This is a genomic window from Thermosipho affectus (genome assembly GCF_001990485.1).
In the GTDB taxonomy this organism is placed as follows: domain Bacteria; phylum Thermotogota; class Thermotogae; order Thermotogales; family Fervidobacteriaceae; genus Thermosipho; species Thermosipho affectus.
Genome location: NZ_LBFC01000022.1, coordinates 185789 through 210010 on the forward strand (window position 1 = coordinate 185789; position 24222 = coordinate 210010).

Here is a 24222-nt window from a genome sequence, read left to right on the forward strand (position 1 = left end):
CACCTCACCTATACAAATATTAAACCGGGACTTGTTATGTCCCGGTTTTTCTGGCGGAGAGGGTGGGATTTGAACCCACGGACGCCTTATGGGCGTCACACGCTCTCCAGGCGTGCGCCTTCGACCCCTCGGCCACCTCTCCAAAACAACCAATTAAGATTCTACCATAAATTTAAGATTTTGCAATACTTTATTTCAACTTCAAATATATGAATAGAAATAAACATACGTTGATTTTAGGATTTTTGGATCGAAGCAAAGACGTAATTTTGAGTAAATAAACAACTGGTGGCGAGGGACGGAATCGAACCGTCGACACGTGGATTTTCAGTCCACTGCTCTACCAACTGAGCTACCTCGCCACCATTATAACTAATATGGTGGGTGCGGCAGGACTTGAACCTACGACCTCCTGCTTGTAAGGCAGGCGCTCTCCCACTGAGCTACGCACCCATTTCCTGGCGCCCCCAACGGGATTCGAACCCGTGCCTCTGGCTTGAAAGGCCAGTGTCCTAGACCGCTAGACGATGGGGGCATTTCTTATTTGTTTTTCAAAATCGACCGTAATCAATGATATCAAAAATTATTTTCTTTGTCAACTGTTATTTTTGTAACTTTTATCTGACAGGTGAAAAAATATGGTGTTAACTAAAATTCGTGTGTTATATATATTAAAAATATGGTAAAATATATAAAGAAAGCTTTTTAGAGGTGATTTAATGAATAAAGGTGCTGATGTAATTGTTGCAATAATGGTTGCGGCTATTGTTTTATTGATGGTTTTACCGATACCTGGTTTTTTACTGGATTTTTTCCAACTTTTGAATATTTCCCTTTCATTAGTTATTTTATTTTCTACAATGTATATAAGAAAAGCTCTAGAACTTTCATCTTTTCCTACAATTCTTTTGGTTGTCACATTATTTAGGCTCGGACTCAATGTTGCGTCAACAAGGCTTATACTACTGCAAGGTCCAAAATTTTCAGGTAAAGTTATTCGGGCATTTGGAGATTTTGTTGTAGGTGGAAATTACGTTGTAGGACTTGTAGTATTTCTAATTTTAGTTATCATCCAATTTATTGTCATTACAAGAGGTTCGGAAAGAATTGCAGAAGTAGCAGCAAGGTTTACTTTAGATGCAATGCCTGGTAAACAAATGAGTGTTGATGCTGACTTAAACGCAGGATTGATAACAGAAGAAGAAGCAAGAAAGAGGAGAGAAGAGATAAGGAGAGAAGCAGATTTTTATGGTGCTATGGATGGAGCCTCTAAATTTGTTAGAGGGGATGCAATTGCAAGTATTATTATTGTTCTTGTAAACATAATTGGTGGATTAATTATAGGTATTCTTACTCATAAAATGACAATTAATGAAGCTGCACAAACATTTACACTTTTTACAGTTGGTGATGGACTTGTAACACAAATCCCAGCATTAATGGTTTCAACTGCAACTGGTATTTTAGTTTCTCGGGCTGCTTCTGAAGATAACTTAGGAAATGAACTTATTAAGGAACTTGGAAGTGAAAAGAAAGTAATAATTTTAACAGGAACAATATTAATGTTTTTGGGAATATTTACTCCTATACCACTTACTGCTGTGCTTATTGGTTTACTATTTTTAATTACTGGAATATTAATTAAAGGTAATCAAGAACCAGAACTTCAAACTACAGAGTATAGTGGTGAAATGTACACGGAAAAAAGTTTAGGGCCTGTACTTTCTACTCCGCAAGAAGTTTCGGAAATACTTCAAACTGATACAGTAGAAATAGAAATAGGATATGGGTTAATTCCACTTGCAGATACTTCTCAAGGTGGAGATTTACTTGAAAGGGTTACGATGGTAAGAAAACAGCTGGCATATGAATTAGGGCTTGTTGTTTCGCCAATACGGGTACGTGATAGTGTTTTATTAAATTCAAATGAATACGCCATATTTATTAGAGGAGCGGAAGTGGCAAAGTATGAGCTATTACCCAATAGATTACTTGCAATTAATCCGGGTACTGTGATAGAAAAAATACCTGGAATTGAAACCAAAGAACCTGCTTTTGGATTACAAGCATTTTGGATTGATGAGAGTAAAAAAGAAGAAGCAAGTAGATTGGGATATACCGTTGTTGATCCACCGACGGTTTTTGCAACTCATTTAACAGAAGTTTTAAAGCGGCATGCTCATGAACTGTTGGGAAGCAAAGAGTTTGATTTATTAATTGAAGGTTTGAGAAACAAGTTTGACAAATTAGTTGATGATCTGTTCAATTTGCTAAAACCTGCTGAGATAAAGAAAATATTGCAGAGATTATTAAAAGAAGGAATATCAATAAGGAATTTGCCGTTAATTTTCGAGACATTACTTGAGTATGGAGAATACACCAAAGATATAGTATATCTAACGGAAAAAGTACGGAAATCGTTAAGAAGACAGATAATTACACCTTTAATTGCACAAGATAACATATTACATGCTGTTGCACTTGATAATAACTTGGAGAAGAATCTAATAAACTTGGTAAAAGAAATAGACGGTGAAAGATATCTTGATCTAAATCCAGAAATTATGAGAGAACTAATTGAAAGCATTTCGAGAAATCTAGAAACTCTTATGAAAAAAGGTTATAACCCTATTCTCATAACATCTTCATCGTTAAGACCTTTAATTGCTGATTTAATTATTAAGTTCATTCCAGGGATATTTGTGATCTCGTATGAAGAAATACCAGAAAATGTAACTATGCAAATTGAAGGAGTGATAAAACTATGATTGTAAAAAAATATTTAGTTAAAGATATCAAAGAAGCTTTAGAAAAAATCAAAATAGAATTGGGAAAAGATGCTGTAATCCTTGGAACAAGGAAAATAAAAAAAGGGGGATTTTTGGGTATTGGAGCAAAAACTTATCTTGAAGTTACAGCTGCCGTTGAAGAAAATGAACTGAAGCAAAATCAAGAAAGTAAAAACCAACAAATTTATCAACTTCAAGAAATCCTCTCTAAAAATTCCCAAAAAAAAGATTCCGATGATTTAGATGAAATAAAGAAAATGATGTATGAATTAAAATCTATGGTCTCAAGGCAAAGATCCGATAATGAACCTGAATGGATTATAAACTTGAGAAAAGCGTTGAATTTTCATGATGTTAACCAGGAAATCATTGAAAAGGTAATAGAATATATTAGGATAAAATATGGAAATATAGATTTCAATGATGAAAATACAAGATTTGTATTATCGGAAATATTTCTTCCTTTTATAAAGACGGAAACTCCAGATATACTTGGCAAAGTTATGTTTGTAGGACCAACTGGTGTTGGGAAAACAACAACACTTGCAAAACTTGCGGCAAAAATGTCTATAAATGAAAACAAAAAGGTAGGAATTCTCACGTTAGATACTTATAGAATTGCCGCCACAGAACAGCTTAAAACTTATGCTACTTTAATGGACATACCTATGAGAGTTGCATACACACCTAAAGAGGCAAGAATAGAACTTGAAGCAATGTCCGATTTTGATGTTGTCTTTATAGATACTGCAGGGCGAAGTCAAAAAAACGAATTGCAAATGAATGAAATAAAAGCTATGTCTGAGATCATATCACCAGATTATAAATTTTTAGTTGTGGGGATGCAATATAGAAGTAGTGATCTTGAACTTATAGCTAAAAAATTTTCCGAAATTTCACCAACTCATATAATATTAACAAAGATGGATGAGACGTCTTCTTTAGGACATTTTCTAAACACAAGTCATTTTATAAACAAACCTATAATTTATATTACAAATGGACAACGTGTACCAGATGACATAATCGAAGCAAGTAACAAAGAACTCTCCATTTTATTGTCTAGAGAGGTGCTAAAATATGTTAAATCAAGCTAGAAATCTGTTAAATCTTGGAAATGTTATCCTTGTTGGTAGTGGAAAGGGCGGAGTAGGTAAAACACTAATAACTGTTAATTTGTCTATTATACTTAAAACTTTGGGATTTAAAGTATTAATTTTTGACTTAGATGTAGGATTTACAAATTCAGATGTTTTACTAAATGTTCATCCAAAATTTTCATTAAGTGACCTTATAATGAAAAAATGCGAAAAAAAAGATGTAATTTATCCAACAGAGTATGGTGTTGATCTTGTAAATGTTGGAAATGACCTTGAAACTATCTTCTTATTTAACGAAAATAATGTAAAAGAATTTTATATAAATTTTGCTCAAATTGCGCAGAATTATGATTTTATTTTAATTGATCTACCACCAGGTTATAACGACAATTTTGCTCCATTTTTTAATTGTGCAAATAGTACGTTAGTTATTACAACAACTCAACCAACATCATTGGTTAATTCGTATACGTTTGTAAAAATATTAATTCACAAAGGTGTTCCATCAAACAACATACATCTTGTGGGAAATCTTATTGAACAATACAGAGATTCACTTCAAAATCTGAATAGATTTTCTGCAGTACTTGAGAAGTTTACAGGAGAAAAAATAGGTTCATTAACACTAATAAAGAAACATCCAACTGTGGAAAAAAGTGTATACGATAGAAAACCATTTGTAATAGATAGTCCCAAAATACAACCCACCTTTGCTTTATACAGAATTGCTTCGATATTGACAAAAAAAGAAATCCCTCAAAAAGAAACAATATTAGAAAAATTATTAGCATTCTTTAAGGGAGTGAAACAAAGTTGACAATAATAGAATATATAAATAAAAATTTAAGTGGTATATATTTAATTGTTAAAGATAGTGAAAAACGAGAATATCAAGTAAGATTGATAGCTATCAAAAAGAATGGAATAATAGAAATAGAAAGTATTGAATTGTTTACTATAGGTAAGAGATTGTTGTTAAATATTCCAGTTAAGGAAGCACTATTAGCACTAGTAGGTGAAATAATAGATAATGAAGAAAAAAGATATTTTTTAAAAACAGATGAAAAAATAGGTGTGATTCAAAGAAGAAAAGAAAAAAGATTTCCCTTTTTCAAACGTGGGAAGTGTAATAATGAAAAACTTGTGATTGTAGATGTCTCAAAATCTGGACTTCAATTTTTTTCAGAAAATGATTTGGAATTGGAGAAAGAAGTTGAAATACTAATTGATGAATATAAAATTAAAATTACTCCCATATGGAAAATTTTCGAAGAAGAAATATACAGAATAGGAGGGAAGGTCTCAAAAGAATCTATTAATAACTGGCAAACAATAATCAAAAATAATGAAAGGGTGTAGATATGTCATACGTAACAAAGACTCCTTCTATTAAGGCTTTAAGAATAGGGCTACCTGGCATAATAGAAATTACAATGGTTAAAGAATTGGAAGGAACATATAAAACTTCAATTTCTGATATTGATTTTAGTAAAAATTTAATTTTTTTTTCTATTCCTACTTACAAGGGACGTTTTATACCGGTTCCTAAAGGAACAAGAATGAATGTAAAAGTATTTGATAGAAGTTCTATGTATTCTTTTTCTACTGTATCATTAGGTGTTCTGAAAAAAGATAATTTGTATTTTATTCCTGCACCAATTCCAGAATATGTAAACAAAACTGAAAGAAGAAGATTCAAGAGAATTCCGTTATTTTTGTATGGAACATTTAAAATGTCGCCTGAGCAAGATACAGAATCTATTCAATTTATGACAAAAGACTTTAGCGCCGGAGGAGTAAAATTAATAACAAATGTAATTTTAAAATTAAGTGATATAATATATATAAACTTAAAATTAGATGAAAATCTTAAACTTGAAAACCAAAAATCTAAAGTAGTGAGAATAGATAAAAAAACAGAAGATGGATTTCAGTATGGTGCAGAATTTATAGATGTGCCTGTTAACCTTGAAAACAAACTTGTAAGGTTTGTTTTTCAAAGAGAATTAAAAACGAAGAAATAGGAGGGAAGAAAAATGCTTGAAAAATTAAGTGAAAAACAATTGGATCTTTTAAACGAAATAGGTAATATTGGCACAGGTAATGCAGCTACTGCACTTTCTATGATGGTTGGAAGAAAGGTTGAAATTTCTGTACCTGCTACAAGAGTATTACCTATTTCCAATATTCCATTTATTTTTGAAAAGCCTGAGGAAATTGTTTGTGCTGTGAAAATGAGAATGAAAGAAGATGTTGAAGGTGAGATTTTATTAATTCTTAATTCTACAACTGTAAAAGAAATCGCAAGACTTTTAACAGGCATGGAAATAGAGGACATTACAACATTAAATGAATTTTCAATATCCATGTTAAAAGAAATAGGAAATATAATGTGCGGTTCCTATGTAACCGCATTGTCTGGTTTTACTAATTTTTTCATCAATCCTGAACCACCTGAAATAGCGGTGGATATGATTAGTGCTATACTATCAGAAGTATCCATTTCTGTTACACAAACAGAAGATTATATACTATTGATAGAAACTACTATTGAAATAGAAGGGATAGATAAAAAACTAACAGGTTATTTATTATTATTACCTAATGAAGAATCGTTAAAAAAGATACTTGAAAAATTGGGGATGTGGAATTAATGTCACAAAAGTCCAAAAAAATAATTGGTATTGGTGAATATGCAGTAGGAGATAAAAATACAATACTTGTTACTCTGGGTTTAGGTTCATGTGTTGGAGTTTGTATAAGAGACAAGTCAAAACTAGTAGGTGGTATGGTGCATGTAATGTTACCTGATAGTGGAGGAAAAGAAGTTGCAAAACCCGGAAAATATGCTGACACAGGTATAAAGATTGTAGTTGAAGAACTTAAAAAAATTGGTGGAAGAAATTTTGAAGCTAAAATTGCAGGTGGAGCTGCAATGTTTAACAATTCAGCAATGAATGTTGGTCAAAGAAATGTTGAAGCGGTAAAAAGTATGTTAAGAAAATTGGGAATTAAAATTGTTTCCGAAGATACCGGTGGAAATAGGGCAAGAAGTATAGAATACGATGTTGAATCTGGAAAACTAATGATTAGAAAGGTAAAAACAGGAGAAAGTGTGGAGGTAATAGAAATTTGATAGATAAAGATAAAATAGTTTTAGAATACCTGCCATATGTAAGGAGAATAGCTTACGATTTAAAAAAAAATTTACCCCATAACGTTGAAGTAGATGATTTAATACAAGAAGGTCTTATAGGCTTGCTTCAAGCAGTGGAAAGGTTTGATCCAAAAAAAGGGTCAAAATTAAGATCATATTTATTAACAAGGGTAAAAGGTGCTATGTACGACTATCTTAGAAAAATTGACTGGATGCCCAAAAATTTGAGACATGAAGTTAAAATTGTCGAAAATGCAATTTCAAAAACTGAGAATTCTGGAAATAAAATTGATTTTGAAGAACTTTCAAAACTTACTAATCTCCCATTGGAAAATGTGAGAAGAGCATATAACGAAATGGTAAGAAAGCAATTTTTAATGCTTGATGATTATTTGATTGAAGATATTGAAATAAAAGAAACTATTTCTTCTGATGACAATCCTGAAGAAAATGCATTAAAAGAGATTATAAAGGAGGAATTAATAAAGGCGATAAGTAAATTGAGCGAAAAAGAACAATTGGTATTAAGCTTAAGGTATGAACAAGAACTTTCACTCAAAGAAATAGGGAAAGTCCTTGATTTGACTGAATCAAGAGTTTCTCAGATACTCAGTTCAACGATTTTGAAGCTAAAGAAGATGTTGGGGGGATAAATAATGGAACCTATTGAGCTTCATCCAATTTATTTAAGAAGTAGCTTAGAAAAGTCAAATCAATTTAGTCATCTACAAAACTATTCTAACTTAGCTTCTGAAATATCTGCTCAACAACTAAATGAGAGGATAAAGAGAGAACGTTCATCCCCAAAAAGTATAGAAAAATCATCCGGAAAACAAATTAAAGATTCAATGGAAAGTAAAAGTGACAATAAAAGAAACTTTTATAATAAAAAAGGAAATAAAAAGAAAAATCAAATCGTTGTGGAAAATAGTTCGCATATATTGGATGTGAGAATTTGATAGGATATTTTTCTGTAAAAAAAATTAACGAAAAATATTTAGGGGGAATTCTTGTAGTTGATGAAAGAGGTATACCAGTTGAATTTAAATATACCGAGCCTATAACCCCCACACCTTTACAAAAAATTATTTATGGTTCTTCCTTAGAAGAATATCTGAGTGTGGAAATTATTGGAAAAAATCTTGTAGAGAAGCTTGAAAACAAACCAGAGCTTATTCTTGTTAATGATCCTTCTCTTACATTTAAGGAAAATATTGTGCTGCTTCTTGAAACAAAATCATCCTTTAATGTAGAGTTGAATAATAGATATTTCAAAGTTACACCTTTTAATGAAACAATTAAGGATAAATTATTGCAAATTTCTGAAAAAATAGATATTACCGAACCTTTTTCAAGACTTGAAAAGGCGCTGAATTACATATGCGAATCATAAAAAATATAGTAGAAACCTTAAAACAAGAATTGGGATTTATTAAAATTTATAAAGTAGAGAATAATATTAAAGTGCTGGTAAAATCGGAGAAATCTAGTTTACAAACAAATACTTTTGATGAAACATTGAAAATAAAAATAAATAACAAGGAATTTAATATAACACCAAATGTTGTATCATTTTTTGATTTAAATGAGATTACAATGGTAAAAAACATTCTTATTGAAGCTAGTGAGGTAAACATTAAAAGCTTATTTCCAAAAGCAATTGAAATTAAAGAAAATCCAGTTTTTTTAAATTTAGGTGACAAAAAGGTTAAGGACCAAAGACTTAAAATCATAATAAGAGTAAAAAAAGTAGAAAGAATAGTTCCGAAGGTACACTCAAAAATTTTACCTTCCTTATTAAGATTGGCAATTTATCCATCAAAAGTTGTGGAAAAAGATAAGATCTTAAATATACTAAAAAAATATATTCAAACTTATAAAACAAGTGAAATAAGGTTTATAGGCTTTTTTAAAAATGTTCCTTTGGGGAAAGCAGAAAAAATTTTTATTTCAGATGAAAAAATTAGTGTGCTTATAAACAGTAAAAGAAAAGATTTTTTTGCAGATATTGTAATTTTTAAAATAAATGATATGTATAAAATGGAGGTAATCAAATGATATACGATCCAGAAATATATACAAGACTAATCGAACTTAAAGGAAAGAGAAAAGTAATATTTGGAATTTTAAAATCTATTGAAAAAATTAATGAAAGTAAATATAAAATACTAATTAGAAATCTTGAAAATGAAGGTTTAAAAAAAAATTAAAAAATACAGATCTTGATTTGTTTTCACAATATACATATCAACTTATCCATGGAAAAGGAAGTCTTTTCAAGAGAATTAAACTTTTTGAAGAATTAGGAATTAAAAGTAATGAAATTGCAGAAATTCTGTTTTGGGCAAATCCTTATAAGTTCCCATTTCCAATGTTAAATGAGGAATACACAAAAGATTTTATCGAAAAAAGGGGGAAAATATTATCTAAGTTAAAACTTAAAGATTTTTTAGAATTATATGCACATGAAACAGTTAAAGAACAAACCTTTTTAAAAGATATAGTATTTGAAATAAATGAAATAACGTTTTTTGATTTAAAAAAAGTTAATTGGGTAAAAGATTTAGTACGTGAACTTGATCCAATATCCAAAGAAAAAATTAAAGAACTTTCAAAAATACATCCTTATTTACTAAGGGCTATTTTTGTTAAACCAGAGTGTCCTGTAATACTAGACGGGAATAACATTGCACATTGGACTTTTCCGGCAAATATAAATAACATTATTGATGTTTTTGATAAGCTTTCAACAACCAAAAAATTTTATTTTCCGTTTTACATAGTCTTCGATAGAAATGCCAAATATATGTTTAAAAATAATGAAATTTTAAAATTTCAAAATGTGTATTTTTATTCTCCAGCGGATGAAATGATTCTGACGCTTGCAAAAAAATTAAAAGCCAAGATTATTTCAAAAGACAAATTTAGAGATTGGGATAAGAATATAAAAAAACATATTTTAAAAATCTAATTTTTTTACAAATATATCGGGTTCTTCATTATCTTTATATACAGAGAAAAACAATAATCCATCTGCGACTGTCGGATAGAAAACGTCGTAATTTATATCTTTAGTTAAACACGTAATACTAGATGTTTTTAAGTCTTTCATCCAAATTCTGTAAGTTCCATCACGATTGGAGGTAAAAATTAACTTTTCTTTATAAATAACTGGATCATGTTCGTTGTAAAATGTATCCTCTACTTTTTCATTTTTTCCATTTACATATTTATATATTCCAAAATTAGCTCCATTAAGAGAAGTATAATAAATTTCTGTTCCACTTGCAAATGGTGTAAAAACCATATCTCCATATGTTTTTAGCTCTTTGTATTTTGCTTTTTTTAAATCATATATCATCATTAAATTTCCCTTTTCTAAGTCCTGAATATATATAATTTTATCATTACCGTACCATACAGGTGTATAAGAAGACAACTTGCCAGATGAGATTTTCTTGATTTTTTTTGAATAATTAGAAGAAAACGGCATTATATATATATTCCAGTTTCCATGTAACGAACCTTGAAAAATTATTTGTTTTAAATCATTTGAAAACTTAGGATAGTATTCGCTACTTCCCCAAATGGGGAGTATATTCATCTGTTCATTTAAAATGTCAATATACGCAATATTTCTATTTCCTCCTAGCCTATCAGTTATAAATAAAAACTTTCCATCTTTAAAATCTCCATACTCATCTACTCCTGGATGAAATGTTAAATGAAGATAATTATTAAATTCCCTTGTTCTTAGTTTGTGAAAAGAAATTTTTTCTAAAGGATAATAGATAATTTCCTTTAAAAATGTATTATAACTTTTATAACCTTTGAATGAGAAGCGACTACTTATTTTATAATTTCCGTCTTTGTAAGTAGCTATATAAATATCATTTGTTGCATCATATGTTAAATATAAATTTACAAAATAATCTGCAGAAGCATAATTATCCAAAAAAAGTACTTTGTAATCTTTATAATTATTTAAAAGATTACTTGCGTCCAATAAAATTTGATAAGTTTCTGTGCTATAATGGGTGATTACTCCAACTGTATAGGAAAAAAGATTTGTAGTTATTATCAAAATTAATAACAATAATTTTTTCATTCAATTGTCCCTCCCAGTAGTTCCTTTAATTTCTCCATTTCATTAATATTTGGATTATCTAATTTATAACAAAAAATACTGTTCATAATTTTACCAATTTCTGGACTAGATTTAATATTAAATTTGTCTTTTAAAATGTTTCCTTTGATGTTGAGTTTAGTACTAAAAACCCTTTCAAGATATTTTTTAAAATATTCCCTTGAATTATTATCATCCAAATAAGCCATAATATGTGTTGCTGTTTCAAAAATTGGCTTTCCAATAACTTTATAGATATCAGAAAATTTAATCCTTGTTTTTATCATTTCAATAACAGGTATTAACCTTCTTTCAGTTTTTTTTAGCTCGTCAACGAATTTTTTTGGAATTCCATATCTTTCCTCAACATTTTTTAAAGATTCCATATCGTAAAACTCAAGTAGTATTCTTAAAAATGCGTAAAAAATATTTCTTTTGGTGTAAATATTTTTTAATAAATCAAAAGATACAAGCATGTTTTTCAATTTTTTTTCCATAGTTGTTGTAAAATATGTTTTTGGAAAAATATGCATTAAAATTTTTAATTCAGCTAGCCTTTTTATACCTTTTACTGGATCTTTTTCTTTAATGATTTTTTCCAGTTCTTGCCTTATGCGTTGGCCTGTTACTTTTTCTAAGTAGTTTCCTTCTAACGTCTCTTTCAAAATTTCCAATGTTTCATCTTCAATTTTAAAATCAAATCTTTGTTCAAATCTTACTGCTCTTATTATCCTAGTTGGATCTTCAATAAAACTCAATTTGTGTAAAACTCTGATAATTTTATTTTCTAAATCTTTTCTAGAACCAAAAAAATCATATAATGTGCCAAACTCGCCGGAATTTAATTTTATTGCCATGGCATTTATCGTGAAATCTCTTCTGTATAAATCTTTCTTTATAGTACTTACATCTACTTTTGGTAATTCTGCAGGTTTATCATAATATTCTGTTCGTGCAGTTGCAATATCTATTCTAAACCCATCTTTAAAAAATAACGAAGCAGTCAAAAATTTTTCATGTTCTACCATCTTTACACCTAGTTGTTTACTAGCATAACGTGCAAATTCTATACCATTTCCTTCAACCACTAAATCTATATCAAAATTTTTTATTCCTAGGAATAGATCCCTTACAAAACCGCCAACAACATACACGGGTGTTTTATTATCATCTCCATATGTTCCTAGAAGTCTCAAGAGATTTAAAACTTTATTTGGAATATTTTTGATCATAATGGATTTAGCATCTTCAAAAAAGTCTATATTTACTTTTTTATTTTTTGCTTTTTCTATATCTGCATTCAATAAATCTGTTCTAGTAATTATTCCTACTAAAATATTATTTTTATTTAAAACTGGAATTCTTCCAATATCATTTTCTAACATTATCTTTTTTACCTTTAATATGGACTCATCTTCATACACAGTAATCAATTTTGTGTTCATTATTGATTTTACTGGTCTATTTGAAAGCCCATGTCTTATTGCTTTATCAACTGCCTTCCTAGTTACTATTCCAACTAATTTATTTCCTTCAATTATTGGAAATCCACCATGTCCTGTTAAATTCATTAATTCGTTAACCTTGCCAATAGTTTCATGGCTAAGTACAGTTCTCACTAGTGAAGTCATTATGTCTTTTGCTTTTCTGGAACTTTCAATTGCTTGAGAAAGCACATGTTTTAATTTATAAATAACTTCATCAATAGAAACATTTTGTAAAGTTGCAGAACCAGCTTTAAAATGTCCTCCACCACCAAAGGCTTCCATTAATTTCTTTATATTTACTTCTTCACTTTTAGTTCTACCAACAATGAATATTTTTTTCCCCATTCTGACAACGGATATTAAGGTATCATAATTTTCAAATTCCCAAAGTTTCGTAGTTATTATATTTAAACCGCCAATGAACTTTTCTATCTCAGCACTGGCTATTGCTATTTCATTATTATCTAATTTAACTATTTCAATATTTTCACCTAACATGTGCATTAAATTTTTTTGTTCTGTATTAATCTCCAAATTGGTAAATTCTTGTATATATTCCAACATTGCGCCTTTTTCTAGTAAAAATTTTGCAGCTTCTAAGTCTTCTGGTTTAGTGGTATCGTACAAGAAATTTCCCGTATCTTCATATATTGCAATGGCAAATAATGTTGCTTCATTTTCATTTATTTCTATGTTTTTTTCCTTAATTTGCAGTACAAAATAAGTAGTTATAGAACCTATCTCGAAAACATCAATATCCAATTTTTTCTCATGAATTTTAATTGCAGGGTGGTGATCATAAACTTTTATTTTTGAGGATAATTTAAGTTTTTCTTTAATTTTATTCCCAACTCTATCTAAAGTCCCTGTATCTACCACTACTAATTTTTCAATATCTTCGTCAATTGATTTTTCATTAATATACTCAAAGTCAAATAAGCGTAAAAATTCTTCCAAATTTTGTTGGAATCTTCCACTAACAACTAACTTAAAATCTGGATTTAATTTTTTAAATGCATATGCTGCGGCAAATCCATCAAAATCCGGTGATTTGTGTGGTGTAACAACTTTCAAAATATCACTTCCCGACTCTTTAGCATATTTACAGTGGAAGTAATTATCTCAATATCTTTTCCCACATTCAAAACAGCGTAAAATAGTTCATTTTTTTTATGAAATACTCTACCTTTTATTTTTTCCACAACAGGTTTCCAAGAACCGCAATTAATGTAAAATTTAGGAGAATTTGACGCAGTAAAAACCTTGAAATTATGTTTGTGAATGTGTCCCATTACTATTCCATCAACCTTTCCAATATCATTTTGAAAGTCATATCCCACCATATATTTACCTAAATCCAATTTTTCACTTAGAATTTTTTTTGCTTTTTTAGATAAATAATCTGTCTTTTTTAAAGTTCTAAAATGCATCACCATACGGATAATAAACTCTCCAAATTTTATTCCTCCAAAATCATTTAAAAACACCTTTGAAAATTTACTCCAAAATGGATAGTTTACTTTCATCCATTTTTTTGCCTCTGATGTTTTCATCATATTCAAAAATTCATCGATCCAAAATTTTAGTAAATCTATTCCCAAATCGTATTTTTTGGAGATAACGTTAAACCAATCAAATAAATCAAGCGTTGGTCTTACGTTGTCATAATCTTTTACTATTTGTTTTGGAAGATCAATTTTTGAATCAAAATTTTTCATCATGTACTTTACAATATATTCACCAAGCGGTGGAACCAACTCCCCAGTATTAGAATTTACTGAAAATCTATTTACTGGATCAAATTGATTGCCATGAATAACAAGTAGTTTCAACCTTTCATCGTAATAATAAGGTTTAATGTATAAATTGGGAATTTTTTCCAATAATCTTTCGGATAATTTTTTGTTTTTCAATAAATAGTAATCATGATTACCAACAATATAATATATCTTTCCATTTTTTCCTATCTTTCTTAATGCAGAAAAAACAAAAGGATGATTTTTTTCATATTCATCGATTATATTTTCTGGAATTGATTTTATAGCTTTTTCGTAATTAGATAAATCTATTTCTAAAGTTAATTTACTTTCAACAAATTCAAAAACATCTCCTACAATAAAAAGGGAAATGTTAGAATTATCTGAAAAATCTTTTAACAGTTTTTCAAAATAATAATCTTGCTCAAAATCGTCTTTTTCTTTACCATCACCAACGTGCAAATCACTTAAAAACAAATATTTTTCCATATATACACCTTCATAATCTAAATATTTTTTCGGGTTTTACAAGATAAATTTCCATATTTAAATTATTTACATACTCTTCCAAATACTTTTCCGGTCTTCTACCGTATCTTCCTGAAATGTGGTATAAAATTAATTTTTTTACATTGGTGTCTTTCACAAGTTCTAAAACATCTTCTAAAACAGCATGATTTTTATACTTTCTATCTTCTTTTTTGAGAAAAGTACATTCGTGAAATAGTATCTCCGTATCTTTTATATCTTCTTTTTTCAGAAGATATGTGTCTCCAGAAACTGTTAATATTTTCTTTTCAAAATTTTCCGAAATATAATCTCCACCATATTTTTTTGCAAGTTCTGCTAATTTAGATTGTTCAAATTCTTGAAATTCTCTTTTTAATTTTTTTCTTACTTCAAAGATATGATATCCGAAACTTTTTTCACTATATGTATGTGTCACTCTAAATGGTACTATATATTTTTTAGGGCTCTTTTCCCTTAAAATTATTTTTTCACCTTCTTCTAAAGGAAATATACCCAATTTAAATTTTAAGTCAGAATTCATCTTTTTAATAAATTCTAAATATTCTTTTATTCCTTTATTTCCCTTTGGATAATAAATATTTAATGTCTTTTCTCTATCTCCCATCGCATTATTTCTTGTGTTAATCAAAGACCATAATCCGGATATATGATCCACATGACCATGGGTCAAAAAAATGTGTTTTATAGCATAGATTTTATTATTTAGGAGCGTAGAAACAGACTCTCCTGAATCAAAAAGTATCCGTTCAGGAGAATAATAAATCCAAGTTGTATATAAAGCTTTGGAATAAGCGATTATATTCAATTTTTACCCTCCTGAACAACTTCAACTTTAATTTTTCCAGAAACCCCTTCTGGAAATTTTATTAAAATATCGTAAATTCCAACATTTTTTATAGGTTTGTCTAATATTATATGCTTTTTATCTATTTTTATACCCGAAAATTTTAAAATAGCATCCGCAATATCTGAACTAGTTAAAGCGCCAAATAACTTACCACTTTCTCCTGCTTTTACCAGAATTTTATAGAAATACTTTTGTAAATTTTTTAAAATTTCTTCATTTTCTTTCTTTTTCCTTGCTTTTTCTTCTTCTGCTTTTTTTCTTTCGTCTTCTAATCTTTTTAAAACTTTTGGAGTTGCTTCAAGAGCCAATCCCTTTGGTATAAGAAAATTTCTTGCATATCCATCTGAAACATTTTTAATTTCTCCCTTTTTCCCAATTTTTGGAACATCTCTTAACAAGACTACTTTCATAAAATTTCACCTCCGAAAATCTTTCATTACTATTCTGTCGTTCCCCGAATAATCTTTTATAACAGTCCAATCTTTTTTCCTGAAAAATTCTCCTTGATCATGACCTATTTCCATTACTACAATTTTATCAGAAAAATCATACAAATCTAAGAATTTTCTGTAAAAATCTAGTCCATCTTCACCTGAAAACAAAGCTTCTTTTGGTTCATAGTGTACTTCCGAAGAAAGAATTGCGTCTTTTCTTACATAAGGTGGATTAGATACAATAAGTTCAATTTCACTAAATTTTTTGTTGAAAGGCTCAAGATATTTTCCCTTTTGTATTTTTAACCTTTTTTCAAGGTTGTACCTTTTTAAGTTTATGGTTGCTACTTTTATTGCCTTATCAGATATGTCAGTTGCATAACCAATACAATTTGTGTTTAAAAGAATTGAAATAATTAACGCACCACTTCCAACACCAACTTCTGCAATCTTTTTTATTTTATTTTTTTCTATTATATCGATTGCAATCTCTGCTAAAAGTTCAGTTTCAGGTCTTGGAATTAAAACTCCTTCTTCAATATAAAATTTGTATTTGAAAAATTCCTTTTCTTTAACTATATAAGCTAAGGGATAACCTTTTAATCTCAAATTTATCCATTTTTCAAATTCAGTTCCATCAAATTCATACTCTGGATGTGCGATAAGATATTCTTTTGATTTTTTGGTAAAATATTTCAATAGAATATAGGCTTCCAATTCTGGAAGCCTTTTTTTTCTAAAGATATCAATTACGTCTAAAACCTTCATATACCAAGTTGTGACCTGACGTTTGGATCTACCCTTTCAGGTGTCCAAGGTGGGTCAAAGGTCAATTCCACTTTTACATCATTTACCCCATCTAATTCTCTTAATTTTGCTTCTGCATCTTGCAAAATCATACCGGCGAGTGGACACATTGGTGTTGTCATAGTCATCAATACAAATATATTGTTTTTGTCATCCACTTTAACTTCATATACTAATCCCAAAGAAACAACGTCTAAACCTATTTCAAAATCAATAACCTCTTTAAGCTTATTCCAAACCATTTCTTCAGTTATATTTGCCATGCTTTTCACTCCTTATCCAATTTTTCAATTAAATTTGAAAATTCATTTGCTACATGGTTAATTTCATCGAATTCAGGACCTTCAACTAAAATCCTAATAACTGGTTCTGTACCAGATGGTCTAATAATAACTCTACAATTCTTTGTTTCTTTCATAAGATCAAAAACGCTCTTGTTTTTATAAACTTCTTTATTTTTTACTTCTACGTTTATCATAACTTGTGGATAATCAGGCACCAATTTTGATAACTCAGATAAAGTACTTTGTTGCCATACAAGATGAGACAAAACCTCCAATGTTGTTATTAATCCGTCACCAGTTGTGTTTCTATCTTTATAAATTATATGCCCACTTCTTTCTCCGCCTAAAACGTAATTATTTTTTAACATTTCTTCTAAGACATATCTATCTCCAACTTTGGTTCTTACAGTATTAATTTTATTGTTTTTTAAAAATTCTTCAACTCCCATATTTGAAAGTATTGTTAACACAACTGTGTCATTTGCCAATCTTTGTTCGCTTTTCAATTTGAGTGCTGTAACGCCTAAAATTTTATCGCCGTGAAATTCATTTCCATTTTCATCTACAAATATACATCTATCTCCATCACCATCATACAAAACCGAAATTTTACCACCTGTAATATATTTTTTAACCGCTTCAGGATGTGTAGAACCACATTCTTTGTTTATGTTAAACCCATCTGGTTTATCATTAATTACTTCTACTTTTGCTCCAAAAAATTCTAAAATTTTAGGATTTAAATCATATGTGGCACCATTTGCTACATCAACTATTAATTTTATCCCTCGTAAATCTAAACCTTCGTATGTCTTTTTTATGTATTCAAAATATTCTTCATGCGCAAAACTGTAGTTTATTACTCTTCCAATATTTTTATAATTACAATATTTTATATTTTCCATTTCAAATTCTATTCTTTCTTCAATTTCATCTGGAAGCTTATAACCTTTCATTAAAACTTTTAAACCATTGTACTTTGGTGGATTATGTGAAGCGGAAATCATAACACCAGCGGCATTTTCTATTCTAGTAATAAGTGCAAGAGCAGGAGTTGGTAAAATTCCGCATTTATACGCATCTACACCAGCAGATGTAATTCCTGCAACCAAAGCTTCTTCTAACATATCACCAGATGCCCTTGTATCTTTTGCGATAAATATTTTTTTATCTACCATATTTCCCAATACATTTCCTAATTTGAATGCAAGTTCTGGAGTCAAGAATTCATTTACAACTCCTCTGATTCCATCGGTCCCAAAAAGTTTCACCATTACGCCTCCTTATTGAAAATATATACTGCATCTTCGTCGTCAATTTCTTTTATTTTTACTTTTACTATTTCCCTATCCTTCGAGCTAGGAATGTTTTTTCCTACATAATCAGGTCTTATTGGAAATTCTCTATGTCCTCTATCTACAAGAACGGATAATTGTATAAGTTTTGGTCTTCCTCTATGTGTTACTGCATCCATAGCTGCTCTTGCTGTTCTACCGGTAAATAACACATCATCTACTAGTATAACTATTTTATCTTTTACATCAAAGTTTATTTCACTTTTATCTATGTTTGTTTTTTTATCATCATCTCTAAATGGTCCTACATCTAATCCTCCTACATTTACCTCAACATTTTCTATTTTCTTTATATTTTCAGCTATTCTTTTAGCTAGATAATATCCTCTTGTAAATATACCAATTAAAACAATATCCTTTGCGCCTTTATTTTTTTCAAGTATTTCATGCGAAATTCTCATTAGGGACCTTCTAATATCGTCTTTTTCCAAAATTTTTTTCATTTAAAACCCCACCTCAAATAATAGATTGTAACCGTACAGTGTGTTTTCATAGTGCATTGGTAAATCAGAAACTGTATCTCTGTCAATTGCATAAAATGCATCAAGTAATACCATAAGTTTTTCTATTCTTAATGCAAAATAACCACTGATTTTATTGAAAAACGATTTGTTAATAATATATCCTGGATTCCAAAAAGCACCTAATTCCAATGTTTTAAAGTTAAGTACAGGACCTACATTAAACTGAAAGTACTCTTGTTTTATAAATTGAAAATTTGCAACAAGACTATATGTTTCATTCCCAATTATCAAATCTACACCAACATCTGGTTTAAAAAATTCAAATGGACTTTGGGCAAAAAGTGTCAGTTCTTCAACAAAAGCTCCCAACTTTACGTAATCTATGATTTTACTCATAAAACCTACGCCTAAGCAAAAAGAGTATCCCTCATTTGTGCTATTAGTATATTTTTTAACGAGAAAGTTTATACCCCATTGAAATTCATCGCCCACTGATTTCAAGATATAACCAACCCTATTGAGATTTTCTGGGCTTGCATTTTCGGTAAAAAGATATAATTTGCCGATCAAATTATCTTCTTTTTCACTATAAAACAATCCAAATTTAGTGATCCATATATCTGAAAAATAAGTAGAATATGTAAACCCCAAGCTTGTATAATTTTCTCTAAAATTTGCAGGGTTTTCAATATTTCTCATGGAAAATAAAAAAACACTTAGAATACTTAATAAAATTACTAAAATTTTTTTAAGCATAATATTTTAAAACCTCCCCCCTTAGATCCTCAAAGGTGTCGTTATCAATACTTTCACGAATCCTTTTACTTAAATCCATCATAAAATGCAAATTATGTATCGTTAGAAGTATTTGCCCTAAAGCTTCACCTCTATCAAAAAGATGTCTCAAATAAGCTCTAGAATAATTTCTACATGTATAGCACTTACATTCTTTGTCAATAGGTGTCTTGTCGAATTTATGTTTTGCAGCTCTTATATTTATTTTCCCTTTCCACGTCAAAGCCTGACCATGCCTTGCCACCCTTGTTGGTAGTACACTATCAAAAACATCCACACCAAGATTAACTAGATCAACTATTAATTTTGGTGCTCCTGCTCCCATAAAATACCTAGGTTTATTTTCAGGCAAAAGAGGAACTGTAAATTCAGTCATTTCTAAAGTTAAGTTATATTCTTCCCCCACGCTTAATCCGCCTATGGCAAATCCATCAAAATTCATACTGGTAATTTCTTTTGCACTTCTTTCCCTCAAATCTTTAAAAAATGCTCCTTGAACTATACCAAATATTGCTTGATCCGACAAACTTCTTATTTTTTTTAAACTTCTTTCAGCCCACTGAGTTGTAAGTTCCAGTGCATATACTGCTTCTTGATGAGTAATTCCAGGTTCAGCACAATAATCAAAGGCCATAACTATATCTGAACCAATGGTATTTTGAATTTCCATAGAGAGTTCTGGGGTAATCATATGCATACTTCCATCTAGTGGAGACTTTATTAATACTCCATCTTTTGTTATCTTTCTACCCTTTCTTAAACTAAATACTTGAAACCCTCCACTATCAGTTAAAACCGGTCTATCCCAATTCATAAAATTGTGTATTCCATCATGATGTTTTAAAACTTCTATACCTGGTTTTAAATACAAATGGAATGCGTTGGCAAGTATAATTTGTGCACCTACATTCTTTAAGTTTTCAGGTGTCATTAATTTTACATTTGCATTAGTGCCCACTGGCATAAAAGTTGGAGTTTCTACAACTCCGTGTGGTAGATATATTCTACCTCTTCTGGCGTTTTTAGTTGTTTTTAAAAGCTCAAATTTCAAACCCATTTTCCTTTATCAACTCCCTAATATTTTTGTATAATCCATCGACTTCATTTTTTAGATCTTCCAGTTCTTCTTTATATTCTTTTACAAAATCCTCATCCTTTATACTTGAAAGATTAATTAATACGTTGTACATAGCTATTCTGAAAGAAGAATAGGCAAGTTCTGCTGAAGAATATGCATCTGATATAGCATTTTTATTTCCAAATTTACTTGTGATTTGTGAATATTTTAATATATTTCTAGTTTCCCTTGCAAGCTCAAATGGAACATCAGCTGCTTTTTTTAATGCTTCTTGTAAAATTTTTCCTCTTTCTGGATTGTCTTTTGGAATTTTAATTGCTTTCATAACTTCGTTGAATGCTTCCATATCTTTTGTGGCTATATCTTGTAATTTATTTCTTGAATATTCCATGTGTTCTAAAACTTCTTCCATGCTTTCTTCATATTCAGCATATTTTTTCTTACCGATGGTTAAATTTGCAACCATTTGATTTAGTGCAGCAGAAAAAGCTGCAACAATCGCCCCCACTGCTCCTCCACCAGGTACTGGTGATTTATCAGAAACCATATCGCAAAATTCCTTTAATGTGGTTTTTTCAACGTTCATAAGAAACTCCCCCTTTTTTAATTTTTATTTGAAATTATAATGTTTTTTTACTGGAACTTTTACTCTCCAGATGCAAGATAATCCCTTTGGAAATTCAACGAGATCACCTTTTCCAATTTTGTAAACTTTGCCATCTTTTGTTTCAACTTCGACTTCCCCTTCTAAAAAATAACAAATTTCTGTTTCATCATAGTACCAATCAAATTCAGAAATCTCCTTTGTCCAAATAGGCCATTGGAAAACATTTAACTCTTCTAATTCTTTTTTGGAAGGCCTTTTTATTTTTACTTCCATCTATCTCACCTCCGAAAATATTATATCATATGTAGTCTAATTTTCTTGACGAAGATAAATAAAAATGAAAATGTTAAAAAATAAAATGGGAGACGATAAAATTTAAGTCATTACCATGTGGAGCTCTATTTTAAAGTAGATATCTTATTGATGAAATTACTATCATTACAAATACTATTAACCTTACAAATTTTGTACTACTTTTTAGTGCAGTAGTTGTTCCAAGCTTTGCACCAATCATTGTTCCAAATGCTAGAATTGTGCCCTTTAATATATCTATCTTTCCATTTAGTAAAAATATGAGAAATGAGAAAGAAGTATAACATAAGACTATAAATACTTTCAGAGCATTTGCTTTTATAATATTATTCCCTTCTATGAAGATTAGACTTGTAATTAGAAAGAAACCAACACCTGCTTGTATAAATCCACCATAAAAGCCTATTATTAGAAAGATTAAAAAACTTAAAGGATAGTTTTTTTTAACTTTTTTTCCTTCTTCCCAAACTTTTGGTTTGTATAAGATAAAAACACTCATTATAAAAAAAATAATTCCAATTATTTTTTCTAGAATGTGTTTATCTATATTTAACACGGTGAAAGTTCCAAAGATAGCACCTATTGTAGTTGGAATGGAAAGTAACAAACCCTCTTTAACTGAAAAGGCCTTGTTTTTCTTAAAATTTGTAGTTGCAATTATATTCTGCAAAAGTATGCCTATTCTGTTTGTGCCATTAGCTACTGAAATATCTAGCCCAAGAAGTGTAAGGATAGGTAGTGTTAGCATAGAGCCACCACCTGCAAGAACATTTACAAAACCTGCACCAATACCTGACAAAAAAAGTAGTATATACAGCATTATAATCCCTCCTTTGATAGATCCACGAATAAAATTCTTCAAAAAGCTGCTTTTATTCTTTTCAAATCCAAGTGATGCAGATTGAATAGAAGTAATGTGTTTTGTATAATTTTTTTGGATTCAAAATTAACAAATCAGTGCCTGAATTGTCGAAAGATCTTATTATTGTTCTTTTTTTCTTGTACTGTTGAAAGTTTGATAGTTAAAATTTAGGAAATAACTTTTTCAAGAACAAACCCTCTAAATCTGTCGTCTAAAGAACGACCAAAAATATGATTATTGATAACACTAAATTCTTTTTGGAAAATGGTATGTTATTTCATTTTCATTTTTTTTAAATCTGTATCAACTTTAAGGTAATTATACGATATTTTGTTTGTAATACAAAATATTTTTTGAATTCTTCATATTTTATTTCATGGTATAATTATTTGAGAGAAAAAAAGGAGGAATAAATATGGGATTAGTTGCAGAAGTATATGGTGTGGAATTGATGCCTATTGGTCCGATAATTTATTATACAGATAATGGGGAAGATATAAAGCTTGGTGACAAAGTAGTTGTAATGAGTGAATTTGGTTTAGATTATGGAATTGTGCGAATTGGCAAAAGACAAATGAGTATAGATGAAATAGGATACGACTTAAAACCAATATTTAGAAAGGCAACTTCTGAAGATTTGGTAAAAATAGAGGAAAACAGAAAAATTGCCGATGAAGCTATTAATGTTACTAAGAAATTGGTAAAAAAGCATGGATTAAATATGAAAATACTTGATGCAAGATTGATGCTGGATGATTCAAGATTGGTTATTTATTTTAGTTCAAAAAATAGGGTAGACTTTAGAGAACTTGTAAAGGATATTGCAAAAGAGTTTAAGACGAGAATTGAGTTGAGGCAAGTAGGTGCGAGAGATGAAATGAAATTTGTTAAAGGACTTGGATTGTGTGGAAAAAAAGCTTGTTGTACGTACTGGTTGAGGAATTTTGATAGTATTACGTTAAAACATGCCAAAAAACAACAAATGATGATTAATACTGCCAAAATAACAGGTCCTTGTGGTAGATTACTATGTTGTTTGAAATTTGAATATGATTTTTATATCGATGCATTGAAAAATATACCAGATGAAGGAAGTACTATTAAGTATGAAGGAAAAGATGCAAAAGTAATAACGGTTAATGTATTTTTATCGAGGGTGACTATATATACAAGGGATGGAGAAACTGTTGCTTTGCCTTTTGAATATTTTAGAGGTGATAAAGATGTGGAAAGTACTAATTTGGATGGGAACTCTTCTGATAATGATTGGAATAATAGCAATGATTTTAGAGAAGATTAAAATATTTCCATTACCTGGAGATATTGTTATAAAGAAAGGTAATTTTGTGATAATTATTCCTATAACTTCTATGATTTTATTTAGTTTAGTGCTGACTCTTATGTTAAATCTTATCTTTAAAAGGTGATAT

At 29.6% G+C, this 24222-nt stretch carries 29 protein-coding genes and 4 tRNA genes; 15 read left to right on the forward strand and 18 right to left on the reverse strand.

Annotated features, from left to right (window positions below):
* Nucleotides 1-51: 51 nt before the first annotated feature.
* The 4 genes from XJ44_RS07810 to XJ44_RS07825 form a co-directional block, all read right to left on the reverse strand.
* Nucleotides 52-142: transfer RNA gene (locus XJ44_RS07810), tRNA-Ser, on the reverse strand.
* Between the two features lie 144 nt (nucleotides 143-286).
* Nucleotides 287-362 (reverse strand) — tRNA-Phe (locus XJ44_RS07815).
* Nucleotides 363-378: 16 nt separating this feature from the next.
* Nucleotides 379-453 (reverse strand) — tRNA-Val (locus tag XJ44_RS07820).
* A 6-nt stretch (nucleotides 454-459) separates the two neighbouring features.
* Nucleotides 460-535, reverse strand: a tRNA-Glu gene (locus XJ44_RS07825).
* A 184-nt stretch (nucleotides 536-719) separates the two neighbouring features.
* On the opposite strand from XJ44_RS07825, the gene flhA reads away from it, so the two are divergent.
* The 13 genes from flhA to XJ44_RS07885 are packed head-to-tail and all read left to right on the forward strand — an operon-like array spanning nucleotide 720 to nucleotide 10017.
* Nucleotides 720-2768: a flagellar biosynthesis protein FlhA gene (flhA, locus tag XJ44_RS07830; protein WP_077198631.1), complete on the forward strand. Its 2049-nt coding sequence runs from the start codon at nucleotides 720-722 to the stop codon at nucleotides 2766-2768.
* Nucleotides 2765-3886 carry a flagellar biosynthesis protein FlhF gene (gene flhF, locus XJ44_RS07835; protein WP_077198632.1) on the forward strand — a complete coding sequence of 374 codons (1122 nt, stop codon included), beginning with the start codon at nucleotides 2765-2767 and terminating at the stop codon, nucleotides 3884-3886. The genes flhA and flhF overlap by 4 nt, the downstream gene beginning before the upstream one ends.
* Nucleotides 3870-4706 (forward strand): P-loop NTPase, encoded by an 837-nt coding sequence (locus XJ44_RS07840; protein ID WP_077198633.1) that lies wholly within the window; start codon nucleotides 3870-3872, stop codon nucleotides 4704-4706. Before flhF ends, XJ44_RS07840 begins: the two co-directional genes overlap by 17 nt.
* Nucleotides 4703-5248, forward strand: a complete 546-nt coding sequence (locus XJ44_RS07845; protein WP_075666422.1) for a PilZ domain-containing protein — start codon at nucleotides 4703-4705, stop codon at nucleotides 5246-5248. The genes XJ44_RS07840 and XJ44_RS07845 overlap by 4 nt, the downstream gene beginning before the upstream one ends.
* Nucleotides 5249-5250: 2 nt before the next feature.
* Nucleotides 5251-5913: a flagellar brake protein gene (locus XJ44_RS07850; protein WP_077198634.1), complete on the forward strand. Its 663-nt coding sequence runs from the start codon at nucleotides 5251-5253 to the stop codon at nucleotides 5911-5913.
* Nucleotides 5914-5925: 12 nt separating this feature from the next.
* Nucleotides 5926-6543, forward strand: a complete 618-nt coding sequence (gene cheC / locus XJ44_RS07855) for a CheY-P phosphatase CheC (protein WP_075666424.1) — start codon at nucleotides 5926-5928, stop codon at nucleotides 6541-6543.
* Entirely contained in the window at nucleotides 6543-7025 is a 483-nt protein-coding gene (gene cheD, locus XJ44_RS07860) for a chemoreceptor glutamine deamidase/glutamate methylesterase CheD (protein WP_075666425.1), read from the forward strand. The genes cheC and cheD overlap by 1 nt, the downstream gene beginning before the upstream one ends.
* Nucleotides 7022-7699, forward strand: coding sequence for a sigma-70 family RNA polymerase sigma factor (locus XJ44_RS07865; RefSeq protein WP_077198635.1), 678 nt, complete (start codon nucleotides 7022-7024; stop codon nucleotides 7697-7699). The genes cheD and XJ44_RS07865 overlap by 4 nt, the downstream gene beginning before the upstream one ends.
* Before the next feature lie 3 nt (nucleotides 7700-7702).
* Nucleotides 7703-8005 (forward strand): hypothetical protein, encoded by a 303-nt coding sequence (locus tag XJ44_RS07870; protein WP_075666427.1) that lies wholly within the window; start codon nucleotides 7703-7705, stop codon nucleotides 8003-8005.
* A complete protein-coding gene (locus XJ44_RS07875; protein WP_075666428.1) occupies nucleotides 8002-8439 on the forward strand; it encodes a hypothetical protein in 438 nt (145 codons plus the stop codon). The genes XJ44_RS07870 and XJ44_RS07875 overlap by 4 nt, the downstream gene beginning before the upstream one ends.
* Nucleotides 8427-9104, forward strand: coding sequence for a hypothetical protein (locus tag XJ44_RS07880; RefSeq protein WP_077198636.1), 678 nt, complete (start codon nucleotides 8427-8429; stop codon nucleotides 9102-9104). Before XJ44_RS07875 ends, XJ44_RS07880 begins: the two co-directional genes overlap by 13 nt.
* Nucleotides 9101-9256: a hypothetical protein gene (locus tag XJ44_RS09385; RefSeq protein WP_232218181.1), complete on the forward strand. Its 156-nt coding sequence runs from the start codon at nucleotides 9101-9103 to the stop codon at nucleotides 9254-9256. The genes XJ44_RS07880 and XJ44_RS09385 overlap by 4 nt, the downstream gene beginning before the upstream one ends.
* Before the next feature lie 17 nt (nucleotides 9257-9273).
* Nucleotides 9274-10017 (forward strand): hypothetical protein, encoded by a 744-nt coding sequence (locus XJ44_RS07885; protein WP_233119542.1) that lies wholly within the window; start codon nucleotides 9274-9276, stop codon nucleotides 10015-10017.
* Here the strand turns inward: XJ44_RS07885 and XJ44_RS07890 are convergent.
* The 14 genes from XJ44_RS07890 to XJ44_RS07955 form a co-directional block, all read right to left on the reverse strand.
* Complete coding sequence (locus XJ44_RS07890; protein WP_077198637.1) at nucleotides 10006-11154, reverse strand: TolB-like translocation protein; 1149 nt, start codon at nucleotides 11152-11154, stop codon at nucleotides 10006-10008. The genes XJ44_RS07885 and XJ44_RS07890 overlap by 12 nt on opposite strands.
* Nucleotides 11151-13733 carry a CBS domain-containing protein gene (locus XJ44_RS07895; RefSeq protein ID WP_077198638.1) on the reverse strand — a complete coding sequence of 861 codons (2583 nt, stop codon included), beginning with the start codon at nucleotides 13731-13733 and terminating at the stop codon, nucleotides 11151-11153. Before XJ44_RS07895 ends, XJ44_RS07890 begins: the two co-directional genes overlap by 4 nt.
* A complete protein-coding gene (locus tag XJ44_RS07900) occupies nucleotides 13730-14905 on the reverse strand; it encodes a metallophosphoesterase (protein ID WP_084758786.1) in 1176 nt (391 codons plus the stop codon). Before XJ44_RS07900 ends, XJ44_RS07895 begins: the two co-directional genes overlap by 4 nt.
* A gap of 10 nt (nucleotides 14906-14915) precedes the next feature.
* Entirely contained in the window at nucleotides 14916-15752 is an 837-nt protein-coding gene (locus XJ44_RS07905) for an MBL fold metallo-hydrolase (protein ID WP_077198639.1), read from the reverse strand.
* Nucleotides 15749-16204 (reverse strand): 50S ribosomal protein L9, encoded by a 456-nt coding sequence (gene rplI, locus XJ44_RS07910; RefSeq protein ID WP_075666433.1) that lies wholly within the window; start codon nucleotides 16202-16204, stop codon nucleotides 15749-15751. Before rplI ends, XJ44_RS07905 begins: the two co-directional genes overlap by 4 nt.
* A gap of 6 nt (nucleotides 16205-16210) precedes the next feature.
* Complete coding sequence (gene prmC, locus XJ44_RS07915) at nucleotides 16211-16996, reverse strand: peptide chain release factor N(5)-glutamine methyltransferase (RefSeq protein WP_075666434.1); 786 nt, start codon at nucleotides 16994-16996, stop codon at nucleotides 16211-16213.
* Nucleotides 16993-17298 (reverse strand): metal-sulfur cluster assembly factor, encoded by a 306-nt coding sequence (locus tag XJ44_RS07920; protein WP_075666435.1) that lies wholly within the window; start codon nucleotides 17296-17298, stop codon nucleotides 16993-16995. Before XJ44_RS07920 ends, prmC begins: the two co-directional genes overlap by 4 nt.
* A gap of 5 nt (nucleotides 17299-17303) precedes the next feature.
* On the reverse strand, nucleotides 17304-18590 hold the full coding sequence (gene glmM, locus XJ44_RS07925) for a phosphoglucosamine mutase (RefSeq protein WP_084758787.1): 1287 nt from the start codon (nucleotides 18588-18590) through the stop codon (nucleotides 17304-17306).
* Nucleotides 18591-18592: 2 nt separating this feature from the next.
* Nucleotides 18593-19117, reverse strand: coding sequence for a bifunctional pyr operon transcriptional regulator/uracil phosphoribosyltransferase PyrR (gene pyrR / locus XJ44_RS07930; RefSeq protein ID WP_077198641.1), 525 nt, complete (start codon nucleotides 19115-19117; stop codon nucleotides 18593-18595).
* Nucleotides 19118-19894 (reverse strand): hypothetical protein, encoded by a 777-nt coding sequence (locus tag XJ44_RS07935; RefSeq protein ID WP_077198642.1) that lies wholly within the window; start codon nucleotides 19892-19894, stop codon nucleotides 19118-19120.
* A complete protein-coding gene (tgt, locus tag XJ44_RS07940; RefSeq protein WP_077198643.1) occupies nucleotides 19887-20990 on the reverse strand; it encodes a tRNA guanosine(34) transglycosylase Tgt in 1104 nt (367 codons plus the stop codon). Before tgt ends, XJ44_RS07935 begins: the two co-directional genes overlap by 8 nt.
* The gene (locus tag XJ44_RS07945; RefSeq protein ID WP_075666440.1) at nucleotides 20974-21597 is read right to left on the reverse strand and encodes a cyclodeaminase/cyclohydrolase family protein; all 624 of its coding nucleotides are present in this window, start codon (nucleotides 21595-21597) and stop codon (nucleotides 20974-20976) included. The genes tgt and XJ44_RS07945 overlap by 17 nt, the downstream gene beginning before the upstream one ends.
* A 24-nt stretch (nucleotides 21598-21621) precedes the next feature.
* Complete coding sequence (locus XJ44_RS07950) at nucleotides 21622-21891, reverse strand: cupin domain-containing protein (RefSeq protein ID WP_075666441.1); 270 nt, start codon at nucleotides 21889-21891, stop codon at nucleotides 21622-21624.
* Between the two features lie 130 nt (nucleotides 21892-22021).
* A complete protein-coding gene (locus XJ44_RS07955) occupies nucleotides 22022-22750 on the reverse strand; it encodes a sulfite exporter TauE/SafE family protein (protein WP_143609011.1) in 729 nt (242 codons plus the stop codon).
* A gap of 457 nt (nucleotides 22751-23207) precedes the next feature.
* On the opposite strand from XJ44_RS07955, the gene XJ44_RS07960 reads away from it, so the two are divergent.
* Together XJ44_RS07960 and XJ44_RS09510 are read left to right on the forward strand one after the other, a co-directional pair.
* Nucleotides 23208-24092, forward strand: coding sequence for a PSP1 domain-containing protein (locus tag XJ44_RS07960; RefSeq protein WP_075666442.1), 885 nt, complete (start codon nucleotides 23208-23210; stop codon nucleotides 24090-24092).
* On the forward strand, nucleotides 24073-24219 hold the full coding sequence (locus tag XJ44_RS09510; RefSeq protein WP_369819179.1) for a DUF2905 domain-containing protein: 147 nt from the start codon (nucleotides 24073-24075) through the stop codon (nucleotides 24217-24219). Before XJ44_RS07960 ends, XJ44_RS09510 begins: the two co-directional genes overlap by 20 nt.
* Nucleotides 24220-24222 lie beyond the last annotated feature (3 nt).